The sequence below is a fragment of the Synechococcus sp. CBW1002 genome (assembly GCF_015840915.1).
Taxonomy (GTDB): domain Bacteria; phylum Cyanobacteriota; class Cyanobacteriia; order PCC-6307; family Cyanobiaceae; genus CBW1002.
This window is the reverse complement of record NZ_CP060398.1, coordinates 1,120,968-1,134,947: the sequence shown is the minus strand read 5'-3', so window position 1 is coordinate 1,134,947 and position 13,980 is coordinate 1,120,968. Positions and strand designations below refer to the sequence as shown.

Sequence of the window (13,980 nt, the reverse complement as noted above, 5' to 3'; positions counted from 1 at the left end):
GGTGGATTCTAGGCGCGCTGGCCTGACCCATTCAGTGATCCAGCACCCTCCTGGCCCGGCTAGGGGGCGGTGCCATTGCCGGCAGCACCGCTCTGGCCGCCCAGATCCGTTTCCAAAAAGCCGCGCACCACATCGGTGACCGAGTTGAGTCGGTTGAAAGCAATCCTGAGCTGAGGCAAGCTCACCGCCAGATCCTGGTTGGGATAGGCCTGCAGGAAGCCGAGCGGCGACAGGCTGCCGTCCCCCTTCTCCAGCCCCAGGATCGTGGCGGCCCGCAGGGCCGGAACCGCCACGCCCGGTGCCTTGAGGGGGAAGACGATCCGGGCGACCCGGTTGAGGGCCGCCTCGCCGATGCGGGTGCCGAGCAGACGGCTGGTGAGCACCAGGGGCAGGCGGATCTGCACATTCAGGAGCTTGGCCAGCTCAGCCGGGTTCTGCCGTCCCAGCCGCAGCACATCCCCCAGCAGGCCTCGCGCTTCGCCGGTTTCCGCCAGATGGGCCAGATCCGCCACCGGAATCGAGCGGCGGAAGGCCCCGCTGACGAACACCACCTGCTCGGCCGCATGGGCGGCGGGCGGTGCCAGCGCAGGCAACAGCAGCAGACCGGCAGCCAGAGGGGCGGCAAGGGAACGAAGACGCGGCACCACGACACCCAGGAGCTGCGGCCAACTTAGGCAGGGCTCACTGCAGTGCCCACTGCCGACATCCGGGTGGCCAGCGCAGGGCTGGCGGCAGCGCAGAGCGCTTCACTGCACTCCCACAGCCGGCGGCGCTGCTGGCCATCGAGGGCGGCCGGGGCAACCCGCACCGCCGCGGGCCAGCCCCGCAGACCACCCCATTGATCGGGGCCGTAATGGCCGCCACCTTCCGCCTGCGGGGCCGTGGCGGCAAACAGCTGGGGCAAAGCCCCCATGGCGGCGCTCTGGAAGAGGGGATCCATCAACCGGTAGGCCAGGGCCTCGAAGCGGGCACCGCTGGCCTCCACCGAAGCGGGCTGAAGATTGGTGCGGGCCAGGCCGGGGTGGGCCGCGAAGGAGCGCACCGTGCTGCCGGCCTGCTCCAGACGCTGCTGCAGCTCCAGGGCGAACATCACGTTGGCGAGTTTGCTCTGGCCGTAGGCGCGCCAGCGGTCGTAGGAGCGCTCCGCCTGCAGATCATCGAAGGCGATGCGGCCGAAGTACTGGGCACCGGAGGTGACCGTGACCACGCGGGCATCGGGCTGGCCCTCGAGCAGAGGCAGCAGGGCCAGGGTGAGGGCGAAATGACCCAGGTGGTTGGTGGCGAACTGCAGTTCGAACCCATCACGGCTGAGGGTGCGGGGCGGCGCCATCACACCGGCGTTGTTGATCAGCAGATCAAACCGGCCGTACTGCTCCTCCATCCAACCGGCCGCGGCGACCACCTGCGCCAGATCGGCCAGGTCCAGCTCCAGCAGATCAAGCGGCCCACGGGCCGCCGGCAGCAAGGCCTGGCGAGCCTCCTCGCCGCGGCGCCGGTTGCGGCAGGCCAGCACCACGGTGGCGCCATGGTGGGCCAGGGCCCGGGCGGTTTCCAGGCCCAGGCCGCTGTTGGCACCGGTCACCAGGGCAATGCGGCCGCTCAGATCGGGGATGGCAGCGGCGGTCCAGCGCGGCGGCACGGCAGGCACGGAAAGCGGAGCGGCGGAAAGGTGGTTCTAGCGATCCGGCCGCGGCGGCGCGGCGGCCCGATCCAGCAGGCTGGCGGCAAACAGGCGGGCCTCACCGGAATCCCCACCGGCCAGCTCGGCCAGCTCCGCCTGGCGGGCGCGAGTGTCCCGCAGGTGGGACACCTGGGTGTGGGTGACGCCGTCGACGACCTGCTTGCTGACGCGGTAGTGGTGATCCGCCGCAGCCGCCACCAGGGGCTGGTGGGTGACACAGAACACCTGCCGCTGCAGGGCCAGGCGCTGCAGCAACTCCGCCATCGCCCCACTCACCCGGCCACTGACCCCCGTATCGATCTCATCAAACAGCAGGGTGACGTGGGCATCGGCCGCGGCCAGGCAGGTCTTGAGGGCCAGCAGGAAGCGGCTCATCTCCCCCCCCGAGGCCACCTCCGCCAGGGGCGCCAGGGGCTGACCCGGGTTGGCGGAAAACAGGAACTGCACCGCGTCGGCGCCCTCCTCACCGGCCGGGGCGGCCTCCACCCGCACCTCAAAGCGCACATTGGCCAGACCCATGGGCCGCAGGGCCTGCATCAGCTGCTGCTCCAGCGTCCGGGCCGCCGCCTGGCGCCGCTCGTGCAGGGCGGCATTGAGATCATCCCGTCGCTGACGCAGCTGCTGCTCCCGCTGCTCGAGGGCAGCCAGGGACGCCGCTGCGCCACCGGGAGCCAGCTGCTGGCGCAGCGCGTCCCGCAGGCTGATCAGGCCGGCGAGATCAGAGGCGTGGCGGCGCTCCAGCGCCTTGAGGGTGGCGAGGCGGTCCTGGAGCTGGGCCAGGGTGGCTGGATCACTCTCCAGCGAAGCGGCGTAGCGATCGAGATCGCGCATCAGATCCTGAAGCTGGACGAAACCCTCGGTGCAGCGCTGGCGCAGGGGGCTGACCGAACCATCCAGCCCCTCCATCACAGCGAGCTCCTGTTCGCAGGCAGCCAGGTGATCGAACACCGAAGGCGCCTGCTCGGCCCCCTCCACCAGGCGCCCCTGCAAGCTCATCACCCCCTCCTGCAGACGCACCCCGTGGGCGAGGCGGTCCTGCTCGCTCTGGAGGCGCTGCACCTCAAACGGGTCGTCGAGGTCCGCCGCCTCCAGATCCTCAAGCCGCTGCTCCTGAGCGATCCGCTCGCGCTCCAGCTGATCGCGATCGCGCTGCGCCGCCTCCAGCGCCTCGACCGCATCACGCCACTGGCCAAAAGCCTGACGCACCGGATCAAGCAGCAACTGGATCGGCTCACCCGCAAAGCGATCCAGCCAACGCCGCTGCAGACCGGGGCGGGCCAGCTGCTGCGTCTGTCCCTGCACGGTGAGATCCAGCAACAGGGGCCGCAGCTCCTGCAACTGAGCGCGGCTGACCAGCACGCCATTGAGGCGATTGCGGCTGGTGAGGCGCTCCTCGCTGCGGCGCCACTCCCGGCTGAGCCAGAGCTCACCCTCCTGGCTCTCGATCTCCTGCTGGGCCAGCCAGACTTCCAGCGGTGGATCGAGGCTGAAGCTGGCCTCGATCACGGCCCGCTCCGCCCGTGGACGCAGCAGCCGGGCACCGGCACTGCCCTGGGCACCGCCCAGCAGGGCATCGAGGGCATCGAGCAGCAACGACTTGCCAGCCCCGGTCTCTCCCGTGAACACGGTGAACCCCGGTGCGAAACCGAGCTCCAGCTGTTCGATCAGGGCAATGTTCTCCAGGCGCAGCCCCGTGAGCACCCCGGCCTCCGGTATGGAACACGTGTTCGCCCCGACCGTAGCGGCCTTGCGATTGTTCTAGAAGAGGGTGTACGGGATTGCGCCACAGGCGCTGGGGCATGGTTCGAACCGCCGCTGACGCCGCTGCCGACGCCATGCACGCCGCTGTCTTCGGAGAGGCTGGCGTGGAAGAGAGGGTCCTCGAAGAGGCTGCGCATCAGGACAGTGTTTTCAGAGATGCAGTCCACTCGGCAACTCCACGCTCATCAGCGCGTCCAGGAGGGGAGGCTGGAGGATCGACACCCTGGCCGGATCTGAGCACCACCGCTCGAGGCGGCTCGCCCGAGCTGGGCGATTTCATTGAAGCCGCCGGCCTGCTGGAGTACGACCCGGCAGCGATCACCAGGATCTATGCCGGACATCCCCAGCGGCTCCTGCGCCGACTGGCCCAGACCCTGATTCCGATCGGCCTCTATCTGCTCGGTGTGGGGACCGACTGGCTGCTGGGCATGCTGGCCAACCCGGAACGCTCCCGGGCCAGGGCCCGCGAATGCGCCAACCTGCTGGTGGATCTGGGGCCCGCGTTCATCAAGGCCGGACAGGCCCTCTCCACCCGGCCGGACATCGTTCCGCCGATGCTGCTGGAGGAACTGGCCCAACTGCAGGACCAGCTGCCGGGCTTCGATTCAGCCCTGGCGATGGCCTGCATCGAAGAGGATCTGGGCGCACCGGTCGAAGCGATCTACGCCAGCCTTGAACGGGAGCCGATCTCGGCTGCGTCCCTGGGACAGGTCCATCGCGGCGTTCTCCGTACCGGTGAGCGGGTGGCCGTGAAGGTGCAGCGTCCAGGACTGAGGGAGCAGATCACGCTGGATCTCTACATCGTGCGCAATATCGCCGCTTGGCTGAATCAGAACGTGCGGCTGATCCGCAGCGATCTGGTCGGGCTGATCGATGAGCTGGGCCGGCGGGTATTCGAGGAGATGGATTATTTCCATGAAGCCGCCAATGCCGACCGCTTTCGCGCGCTGCACGCCCACAACCGCCTGATCGCCGTTCCCTTGATCTACCACCAGGCCACCAGCCGCCGGGTGCTCACGATGCAGTGGATCGAAGGGGTGAAGCTCACCAACCTCGAGGCGGTCCAGGCCCTCGGCATCGATCCGGATGTGATGGTGAGCATCGGAGTCGACTGCAGCCTGCAGCAACTGCTGGAGCACGGATTCTTCCACGCCGATCCCCACCCCGGCAACCTGCTGGCCCTGAGCGACGGGCGGTTGGCCTATCTCGATTTCGGCATGATGAGCGAGGTGAGCCGTGAGGCCCGTACGGGCTTGATTCAGGCGGTGGTTCATCTGGTGAATCGCAACTTCAGCGCCCTGTCCAAGGACTTCGTCAGCCTCGGCTTTCTGGCAGAGGATGTGAACCTGGAACCGATTGTTCCCGCCTTCGAGAGCGTCTTCGGCCAGGCGCTGGAGATGGGCGTGAGCCGGATGGATTTCAAAGCGGTGACCGATGATCTCTCCGGGGTGATGTATCGCTTCCCCTTCCAGGTTCCGCCCTACTACGCCCTGATCATCCGCTCGCTGGTGACCCTCGAGGGCATCGCCCTGAGCGTGGATCCTGATTTCAAGATCCTCGGTGCCGCTTATCCCTACTTCGCCCGCCGCCTGATGGAGGATCCCGATCCCAGCCTGCGGCAGAGCCTCAAGGAAATGCTCTTCGATGGCGAGATCTTCCGCTGGCAGCGCCTCGACAACCTCATCGCCAGCGCCTCCAAGGGGAGCCAGCTCGATCTGGACACCCTGCTCGACCAGGTGCTCGATTTCCTCTTTTCTCCCCAGGGGGGTCTGCTGCGTCAGCAGCTGGTCGACGCGGTGGTGGAGCGGATGGATGCGGTGGCCTGGCAGGCCACCCTGCGGCTCGGCCAACGGCTGCCGACCAGGCTGCAGCCACCCGGTCTGCGCCGCCGCGATCCCTGGGAAGCCAGCGAGCCCTTGCTGGATCTGGAACCGGTGCGGCAGCTGGTGCTGATCCTGCGGGCCCTGCCCGGCTTCGAACCCCAGTTGCTGCTGAAGCGGCTGCCGCGTCTGGTGGGGGAACCCGATCTGCGCCGCATGGGGGCCCAGGTCGCCCGGGGGCTGGCCGAACGTGGCGTGGTGCGGCTGCTGCGGGATGTGTTGGTGGCGCCCCAGCGCAGCGCCGATCTGGCCAGTGCCTGAAGCGAGCGGGGGCGGTGAACCGGCCTGTCCCGCAGCCGCCACTCAGCTCCCACCCAAACACTGCTCCTACGATGAAGGCCATTCTTCGGAGAGTTCCGTGCAGAAGCGGTCCGGGCGGCAGCCCCGCCAGTGCCACCGTCTGGGGGCCGCCCTGCTGGGACTCGGGCTCTGGGCCAGCTCCCCTGCGGCCCTGGCCGGCGAGAACCTGGTGTTCGTGAGCGGGGCCTTCCGCCGCTCGATTCCAGTGGCGGATCTGGAGCACCTGGCCACCACCGGAGAGGCCCGCGGTCTGCTCGCGGACGTGCTCAAGTTCAGCAAGCAGAAGCCGGAAGAAGCCGCCAAACTGCTCAACCAATCGATGACCGTTCCGGTCGTGCTGGTCAGCCGCCTGCTCAACACCAGCATCGGCGAGGCGATCCTGGCGCGGGCCGCCCAGATCATCTACCCACTCAACGCTGAGACGGTGGGGGTGCAGGCGATGCGATCGGCGCTGGTGCTGGGTGCCGCTGAAGACTCCGGCAAGCTGTCGCCAATCGGCTTCCTCAAGGCCTACCCCACCAACGAGATCGAGGTCAGCATTCCTGCCTTGCTGGGGCTGATGAGCAAGGCGAGCTCCGTGACCGACCTGGTGCGCTTCTTCTCGGAATCTCCCCTTGATGGCCTGCGCGGTGATGTCGGTGCCAAGCCTGGCTCCTGAATCCGGGCCAGGGTCAGCCTGAGTCGCGCCGTAGATTCGCCTCCAGCCTCCAGACCCTGCCCCGTGCCCCTGCTCCGTTCCTTCCGGCGCCATGGCACCGGTCCCTTCGGCGCCCAGCCGGTGATGCAGGACTGGCCGGGCCTGATTGAGGCCTACCGCGCCTGGCTGCCGGTGAGCGATGCCACGCCGGTGGTGACCCTGCGGGAAGGAGCCACGCCGCTGATCCCGGCTGCGTCGATCGCCGAACGGATCGGCCGTGGCGTGCGGGTGTTCCTCAAATACGACGGTCTCAACCCCACCGGCTCCTTCAAGGACCGGGGTATGACCATGGCGATCAGCAAGGCCAAGGAAGCGGGTTCGGAAGCGGTGATCTGCGCCAGCACCGGCAACACCTCCGCCGCGGCCGCGGCCTATGCGCGCCGGGGTGGCATGCGGGCCTTCGTGCTGATCCCGGATGGCTACGTGGCCCAGGGGAAGCTGGCCCAGGCCCTGCTGTACGGCGCCGAAGTGCTGGCGGTGCAGGGCAACTTCGACCGGGCCCTGGCGATCGTGCGGGAGGTGGCTGACCGCTACCCCGTCACCCTGGTGAACTCGCTCAATCCCTTCCGCCTTCAGGGGCAGAAGACCGCCGCCTTCGAAGTGGTGGACGCCCTCGGCGAAGCGCCCGACTGGCTCTGCATTCCGGTCGGCAACGCCGGCAACATCAGCGCCTACTGGATGGGCTTCCGCGAGTACCGCCAGGCAGGCCGCAGCTGGAAGCTGCCGAGGATGATGGGCTTCCAGGCCGCCGGAGCCGCCCCGCTGGTGCTGGGCCACACGGTGGAGCAACCCGACACGATCGCCACCGCCATCCGCATCGGCAACCCGGTGAACAAGGAGAACGCCCTCAAGGCCCGGGCCGAGAGCAACGGTGACTTCATGGCCGTGACGGACACCGAGATCATTGAGGCCTACAAGCTGCTCGGGGCTGGAGAAGGCGTGTTCTGCGAACCGGCCAGCGCCGCTTCGGTGGCGGGGCTGCTCAAACGACGTGAGGAGGTACCGAGCGGCGCCACGGTGGTGTGCGTGCTCACCGGCAATGGCCTCAAGGACCCCACCACGGCCATTGAACACAACGACGCCAAGTTCCACGCCGGCATCGAACCCGACACGGCCACAGTGGCCAAGGTGATGGGCTTCTGAGCCTCACGGCCCTGGGATCAGCGCGACCGCGGCTCTGGTCATCAGCCCCCGATCGGGGGCTTTTTTGTTGCGAATCAGCGGGATCTCAGGACGCAGCCAACCCTGAAACCGCCTGCTGAAAACCCCGGGAAAAGGGATTCCCTGAGCTGGGGAAAATGAACACGACCGGACACCGGGGCGGCCCTGGTTTTCCCCAGGGCCGGGATTTGGTGGAAAGCTGCGATTTCCAGGGTTTTCCTCCGGCGTTTTCCTCATGCCTGTGAGAGCAAAACAGTTGCAGCGCAAAGGGTTTAATGCTGTTTTCCCCCGATTCCCCAGGCTCTACGACTACGGGTTGGGATTGTTATCCAGAAAAAATCAATCCTTTTGGCAGTCGGGTTGGGGAAAGTGGGGTGGAAAGCGGGAATCCGGCCAGCCGGTGCGTTGCGCTTGGCGCCGCCCTGTGGAACGGTGGTGGGGCCGATCTGCCGGCCGCCAGGCCTCCAGAAACCCCCATGAAGCTGGTCTGTTCCCAGGCCGAACTCAGTGCCAGCCTTCAGTTGGTCAGCCGGGCCGTCTCCGCTCGGCCCACCCATCCGGTGCTGGCCAACGTGCTGCTCACCGCCGATGCCGGCACCGGTCGTCTCAGCCTCACCGGCTTCGACCTCAGCCTCGGCATCCAGACCAGCCTGCCGGCCTCCGTGGAGGCCAGCGGCGCCATCACCCTGCCGGCCCGGCTGTTCGGCGAGATCGTCTCCCGTCTCTCCTCCGACAGTCCGATCACGCTCCACTGCGACGACGGCACCGAGCAGGTGGAGCTCACCTCCCTCTCGGGCAGCTACCGCATGCGGGGCATGCCTGCCGATGACTTCCCCGATCTGCCCCTGGTGCAGGCCGGCACCCCGATCCGTCTCGATGCCGAGGCCCTGGTCAAGGGCTTGCGCGCCACCATCTTCGCCAGCAGCGCCGATGAGGCCAAGCAGGTGCTCACGGGCGTCCATCTCCGCCTCGAGAACGACTCACTCGAGTGCGCCGCCACCGATGGCCACCGGCTGGCCGTGCTCAAGCTGGATCAGGCCCTGCGCATCGATCCCGAGGTCGAGAGCGAATCCTTTGCCGTCACCGTGCCGGCCCGGTCCCTGCGGGAGCTGGAGCGGCTGCTGAGTGTGCGTCAGTCGGATGATCCGCTCAACCTCTTCTGCGACCGCGGCCAGGTGGTGTTCCTCTCGGCGGATCAGGTGCTCACCAGCCGCACCCTCGATGGCACCTATCCCAACTATCGCCAGTTGATCCCCGACAGCTTCGGGCGCAGCATCGCCATGGATCGCCGGGCTTTCACGGCCGCTCTGGAGCGGGTGGCGGTGCTGGCCGATCAGCACAACAACGTGGTCAAGATCAGCACCGAGCCGGCCTCCGCTCAGGTGCACATCCGCGCCGACGCCCAGGACGTGGGCAGCGGCGCCGAGACCCTGGCGGCCCAGCTGGAAGGGGAGCCGATCGAAATCGCCTTCAACGTGCGCTACGTGCTTGAAGGGCTCAAGGTGATGGCCAGCGAGCGGGTGATCCTGCACTGCAACGGACCGACCACGCCGGCGGTGCTCTCGACGGCCGATGAGGGCGCCTTCACCTATCTGGTGATGCCTGTTCAGATTCGCGGTTGAGTGGCGTGGCCCTTCCCGAGCAGCTGCTGCTCAGCGATCTGCTGCAACGCCGGGTCCGCTGCGACCAGGGCCTGGATCACGGTCCCGGCCTGATCGGCTGGATGCATCCGCCGGTCCACCGTCTGCTCGGTTGGGTCACCAGGCCCTCGGCCTTCGGCAATCAACGGCTGGTCTGGCGGCTGAATCAGCTGCGGGGGCTCGGGGAGGGTGAGGCCTATGTGCAGGGAGAGCCGGCCGAGACGGATCCGGCCACTTTGGAGCGGCTGCCGACCCTGTTCGATGCCGCCCTGCTGGGCCAGGAGGGCCAGCCCCTCGGCAGCGTGGTGGATGCGGCGGTGGAGCTGCGCAGTGGCCGCATCCGCCACTACCTGATTGCCCGCAGTGATCCGCGGCTGCCGGGCAGCAGCCGCTGGCGCCTCACCCCCGAGCGGATCGTGGATCAACAGCCCGGCATGGTGCGCACGGCCCTGGGCAGCCTCGACGAGCTGCCCCTGGCCCGCGCCAGCGTGCGGCAGGAACTGCTGCGCCGCTCACGGCGCTGGAAGGAGCAGCTGGAACAGGAGACCGGCCGCTGGCGCGACCAGATCGATCAGGTGGGGGATCGCTTTGAAGGCCGGCTGGAGGGTTGGCTGGAGGAGCCCCCCTGGGAGCCCCAGGGGCGTTGGCGGGAGGACCCCGAGGATCCCCTGGAGCGCAGGCCGGAGCGCGAGGCCTGGGATCAGTGGGAGAGCGACTCTGATCCCGACGAGGCACTGCCCCGCTCCCAGCCGCGCTCCCGCAGGGATCCCGGCGCTGATGCCGATCCCTGGGTCTGACGGCCCGATCCGCCTGCCCAGCCGGGTTGGTCGGCCCCTCGGCCAGAGTGGAGCACCGTTGCCTGGCTGCCACCATGCCGTCCCCCGCGGCTTCCGCCTCCTTTTCGCTGCCCGAGGCGCTGCGCAAGGAAGGCCTGAGCCAGGCCGATTACGACGAGATCGTGCGGCGGCTTGGGCGGGAACCGAATCGGGCCGAACTGGGCATGTTCGGCGTGATGTGGTCGGAGCACTGCTGCTACCGCAATTCACGGCCACTGCTCAGCCAGTTCCCCACGACCGGCCCCCGCATCCTCGTGGGCCCCGGTGAGAACGCCGGCGTGGTCGACCTGGGCGAAGGGCAGCGGCTCGCCTTCAAGATCGAGAGCCACAACCACCCCTCGGCCGTGGAGCCGTTTCAGGGGGCGGCCACGGGGGTGGGCGGCATCCTGCGCGACATCTTCACCATGGGCGCCCGGCCGATCGCCCTGCTCAATGCCCTGCGCTTCGGGCCGCTCGAAGATGAGCGCAACGTGGGTCTGATGGAGGGCGTGGTGGCCGGCATCGCCCACTACGGCAACTGCGTCGGTGTGCCCACCGTGGGCGGTGAGGTGGCCTTCGACCCCAGCTACTCCGGCAACCCGCTGGTGAATGCCATGGCCCTGGGGCTGATGGAAACCGAGGAGATCGTCTGCTCCGGCGCCGAGGGGGTTGGCTATCCGGTGGTCTACGTGGGCAGCACCACCGGTCGCGATGGCATGGGCGGTGCCAGCTTCGCCAGTGCCGAGCTCACCGCGGCCTCCCTCGACGACCGCCCCGCCGTGCAGGTGGGCGATCCCTTCCTGGAGAAGGGTCTGATCGAGGCCTGCCTCGAGGCTTTCCAGAGCGGTGATGTGGTGGCCGCCCAGGACATGGGCGCCGCCGGCCTCACCTGCAGTTGCTCCGAGATGGCCGCCAAGGGGGGGCTGGGCATCGAGCTCGATCTCGACCGGGTGCCCGCCCGCGAGAGCGGCATGACCGCCTACGAGTTCCTGCTGAGTGAGTCCCAGGAGCGGATGCTGTTCGTGGTGAAGCCCGGGCGTCAGCAGGCGTTGATGGAGCGTTTCACCCGCTGGGGCCTGCAGGCGGCGGAGGTGGGCCGGGTGCTCGAGGAGAACGTGGTGCGGGTGCTGCAGCACGGGTCGGTGGCGGCGGAGGTGCCCGCCAGTGCCCTGGCCGACGACACCCCGATCAACCACCACACATTGCTCAGCGAGCCCCCCGCCGCCATCCAGGCCCACTGGCGCTGGAGCGAGGCCCAGCTGCCGCAGGCCACCCAGGCTGGCATCACGCCGGTGAACGGCCCCCTGGCCGGTCAGAGCCTGGGCTGGGGTGCGGTGCTGCTGCAGTTGCTCGACGACCCCACCATCGCCTCCAAGCGGTGGGTGTTCTGCCAGTACGACCATCAGGTGCAGGCCAACACCGTGGTGCTGCCCGGCGGAGCGGATGCGGCCGTGGTGCGGTTGCGGCCCCAGCGGGGAGAGGGGGCGATGCAGGCCGCCAGCCGCGGTGTGGCGGCGGTGGTGGACTGCCCCAACCGCTGGGTGGCCCTCGATCCGGAGCGCGGCGGCATGGCGGCTGTGGCCGAAGCGGCCCGCAACCTCAGCTGCGTCGGTGCCGAACCCCTGGCCGTGACCGACAACCTCAACTTCCCGTCGCCTGAGACCCCCACCGGCTACTGGCAGCTGGCCCTGGCCTGCCGCGGCCTCTCGGCGGCCTGCAGCGCCCTGGAGACCCCAGTGACCGGTGGCAACGTCTCCCTCTACAACGAGACCCGGCTTCCAGACGGCCAGATGCAGCCGATTCACCCCACCCCCGTGGTGGGCATGGTGGGGCTGGTGTCCGATCTCGCGCTGGTCCGTGGCCTGGCCTGGCGTCAGCCCGGCGATGCCATCTGGCTGCTGGGGGTGCCGCTGGACGCCACCGCCTCGGCACCTGCCACGGCTTCGGAGCCCGATGAGCGGGTCAGCCTGGCCGGCAGCAGCTACCTGGAGCGCATTCACGGGGCCGTCACCGGTCGGCCGCCGCTGATCGATCTGCAGCTGGAGAAGCGCGTCCAGGCCTTCCTGCGTCAGGCGATTGCGCAGGGCCTGGTGGCATCTGCCCACGACCTCAGCGACGGAGGGCTGGCCGTGGCCGTGGCCGAGGCCTGCATCGCCTCCGGTCTGGGGGCAGAGCTGCAGCTGCCGGCCGGCGACCTCCGGCCGGATCGTCTGCTGTTCGCCGAAGGCGGTGCCCGGGTGCTGGTGAGCATCGCGGCCGCCGATGCCGCCGCCTGGCAGCAGGCCCTCGATCAGGCCGCCGCCGCTGGTGCCGCCATTCCGGCCCAGTGCCTCGGTGCCGTGCAGGCCGCCTCCGGGGCCCCTGCTGCCCTGACCTTCAACCGCGGCGGCACGACCCTGCTGAACCTGGCCGTGGACGACCTTGGTGAGGCGTTTGAACAGGCGATCCCGCGGCGCCTGGGCCAGGCGCTGCCCCCCAGCGTTTAGCCGGTCCGAGCCCTGATGTCGCGGCTGATGCACAATGATGCAGTCAAGCTTTAGGTGGGCAGGGTCTTGCAGCAACACCAGCCCGTTGCCCGTGATGAGCTGAGGCCCGACAAGCCTGAGGAAGCCTGCGGTGTATTCGCCGTGCTGTCCCCCGGTCAGCCGGTGGCCAACCTCACCTACTTCGGTCTCTACGCCTTGCAGCACCGCGGCCAGGAGTCGGCCGGTATCGCCGTGTTCGATGGCCCCAAGGTGCGGCTGCACAAGGACATGGGCCTGGTCAGCCAGGTGTTCGACCAGGACGTGCTCGAACGCATGCCCGGCGACCTGGCGATCGGCCACAACCGCTATTCCACCACCGGCAGCAGCAAGGTCTGCAATGCCCAGCCGGTGGTGCTGATGACCCGCCTCGGGCCCTTTGCGCTGGCCCACAACGGCAACCTGGTCAATGCGGCGGAGCTGCGCCTCTCGCTGGATCACCTCGCCGGTGAGTTCACCTCCACCACGGATTCGGAGCTGATCGCCTTCGCTGTGCAGCACGCCGTGAACGGGGGCCTGGGCTGGGATGAGGCCATCCGCGCGGCCGCCGGCCAGTGCCGCGGTGCCTTCAGTCTGGTGATCGGGACCCCCGAGGGCCTGTTTGCCCTGCGCGACGGCCACGGCATCCGTCCCCTCGTGTTCGGCCACATCGGTGAGCGGCAGGAGGCCCGCTGGGTGGCCAGCAGTGAAACCTGTGGGCTCGATATCATCGGCGCCACCTACATCGATGATGTGGGTGCCGGCGAAATCATTCACTTCCGTGTTGGTGAACCTGAACCTCTGCGCAGCCGCTGGTGTGAAGAGCCGGCCAAGTTGTGCGTGTTCGAGATGATCTACTTCGCACGCCCCGACAGCCGTTTCTTCGGCGAATCGCTCTACAGCTACCGCGTCCGCATCGGCGAAGCTCTGGCCCGTGAAACCCCTGTGGAGGCTGATCTGGTGATCGGCGTGCCCGATTCCGGCATTCCGGCCGCGATCGGATACTCCCAGGTCAGTGGAATCGCCTTCGCCGACGGTCTGATCAAGAACCGCTACGTCGGTCGCACCTTCATCCAGCCCACCCAGGCGATGCGGGAAGCGGGCATCCGCGTCAAGCTCAACCCCCTGCCGGATGTGCTCGCCGGCAAGCGGGTGGTGGTGATCGACGACTCGATCGTGCGGGGCACCACCAGCCGCAAGCTGGTGGCGGCCCTGCGGGAGGCCGGCGCCACCGAGGTGCACATGCGCATCAGCTCACCGCCGGTGACCCACCCCTGCTTCTACGGGATCGATACCGACACCCAGGATCAGTTGATCGCCGCCCGTCTGACCCTGGCTGAGATCAGCGCCCATCTCGGCGTCGATTCGCTGGCCTACCTCAGTAAGCAGGGCATGGTGGACGCGGCCCAGGCCAATTCCAGCCACTTCTGCACCGCCTGCTTCGACGGTGCCTATCCGATCGACCTGCCGGAGGAAGTGAGGGCCAGCAAGCTGATGCTCGAACCGGCCGGTCTGGCGCTGGTCGGCTGAAGCGAGATTCTCCG

Annotated in this window: 10 protein-coding genes; 7 read left to right on the top strand and 3 right to left on the bottom strand. The window is 68.4% G+C overall.

The features are described from left to right. Window positions 1-59: 59 nt before the first annotated feature. The 3 genes from H8F24_RS05420 to recN are packed head-to-tail and all read right to left on the bottom strand — an operon-like array spanning window position 60 to window position 3,382. Window positions 60-647, bottom strand: coding sequence for an alpha/beta hydrolase (locus H8F24_RS05420; protein WP_197171295.1), 588 nt, complete (start codon window positions 645-647; stop codon window positions 60-62). 23 nt (window positions 648-670) lie between these two features. Continuing rightward, entirely contained in the window at window positions 671-1,639 is a 969-nt protein-coding gene (locus H8F24_RS05415) for an oxidoreductase (RefSeq protein ID WP_231598121.1), read from the bottom strand. A 36-nt stretch (window positions 1,640-1,675) separates the two neighbouring features. Continuing rightward, window positions 1,676-3,382, bottom strand: a complete 1,707-nt coding sequence (gene recN / locus H8F24_RS05410) for a DNA repair protein RecN (RefSeq protein WP_197171293.1) — start codon at window positions 3,380-3,382, stop codon at window positions 1,676-1,678. A 98-nt stretch (window positions 3,383-3,480) separates the two neighbouring features. Here recN and H8F24_RS05405 point away from each other — a divergent pair, with 98 nt between their 5' ends. The 7 genes from H8F24_RS05405 to purF all read left to right on the top strand — a co-directional run bounded on the left by H8F24_RS05405 (window position 3,481) and on the right by purF (window position 13,966). After that, window positions 3,481-5,583 carry an AarF/ABC1/UbiB kinase family protein gene (locus tag H8F24_RS05405; protein ID WP_231598120.1) on the top strand — a complete coding sequence of 701 codons (2,103 nt, stop codon included), beginning with the start codon at window positions 3,481-3,483 and terminating at the stop codon, window positions 5,581-5,583. Between the two features lie 97 nt (window positions 5,584-5,680). Further along, window positions 5,681-6,280, top strand: a complete 600-nt coding sequence (locus tag H8F24_RS05400; RefSeq protein WP_231598119.1) for an alpha/beta hydrolase — start codon at window positions 5,681-5,683, stop codon at window positions 6,278-6,280. A 123-nt stretch (window positions 6,281-6,403) separates the two neighbouring features. Further along, a complete protein-coding gene (gene thrC, locus H8F24_RS05395) occupies window positions 6,404-7,462 on the top strand; it encodes a threonine synthase (RefSeq protein WP_197158982.1) in 1,059 nt (352 codons plus the stop codon). Window positions 7,463-7,956: 494 nt separating this feature from the next. Beyond that, on the top strand, window positions 7,957-9,102 hold the full coding sequence (gene dnaN / locus H8F24_RS05390) for a DNA polymerase III subunit beta (protein ID WP_197158983.1): 1,146 nt from the start codon (window positions 7,957-7,959) through the stop codon (window positions 9,100-9,102). A gap of 5 nt (window positions 9,103-9,107) precedes the next feature. Further along, on the top strand, window positions 9,108-9,917 hold the full coding sequence (locus H8F24_RS05385; RefSeq protein ID WP_197157838.1) for an RNA methyltransferase: 810 nt from the start codon (window positions 9,108-9,110) through the stop codon (window positions 9,915-9,917). Window positions 9,918-9,991: 74 nt separating this feature from the next. Next, window positions 9,992-12,421, top strand: coding sequence for a phosphoribosylformylglycinamidine synthase subunit PurL (gene purL, locus H8F24_RS05380; RefSeq protein ID WP_197171291.1), 2,430 nt, complete (start codon window positions 9,992-9,994; stop codon window positions 12,419-12,421). 66 nt (window positions 12,422-12,487) lie between these two features. Continuing rightward, entirely contained in the window at window positions 12,488-13,966 is a 1,479-nt protein-coding gene (gene purF / locus H8F24_RS05375; protein WP_231598118.1) for an amidophosphoribosyltransferase, read from the top strand. Window positions 13,967-13,980 lie beyond the last annotated feature (14 nt).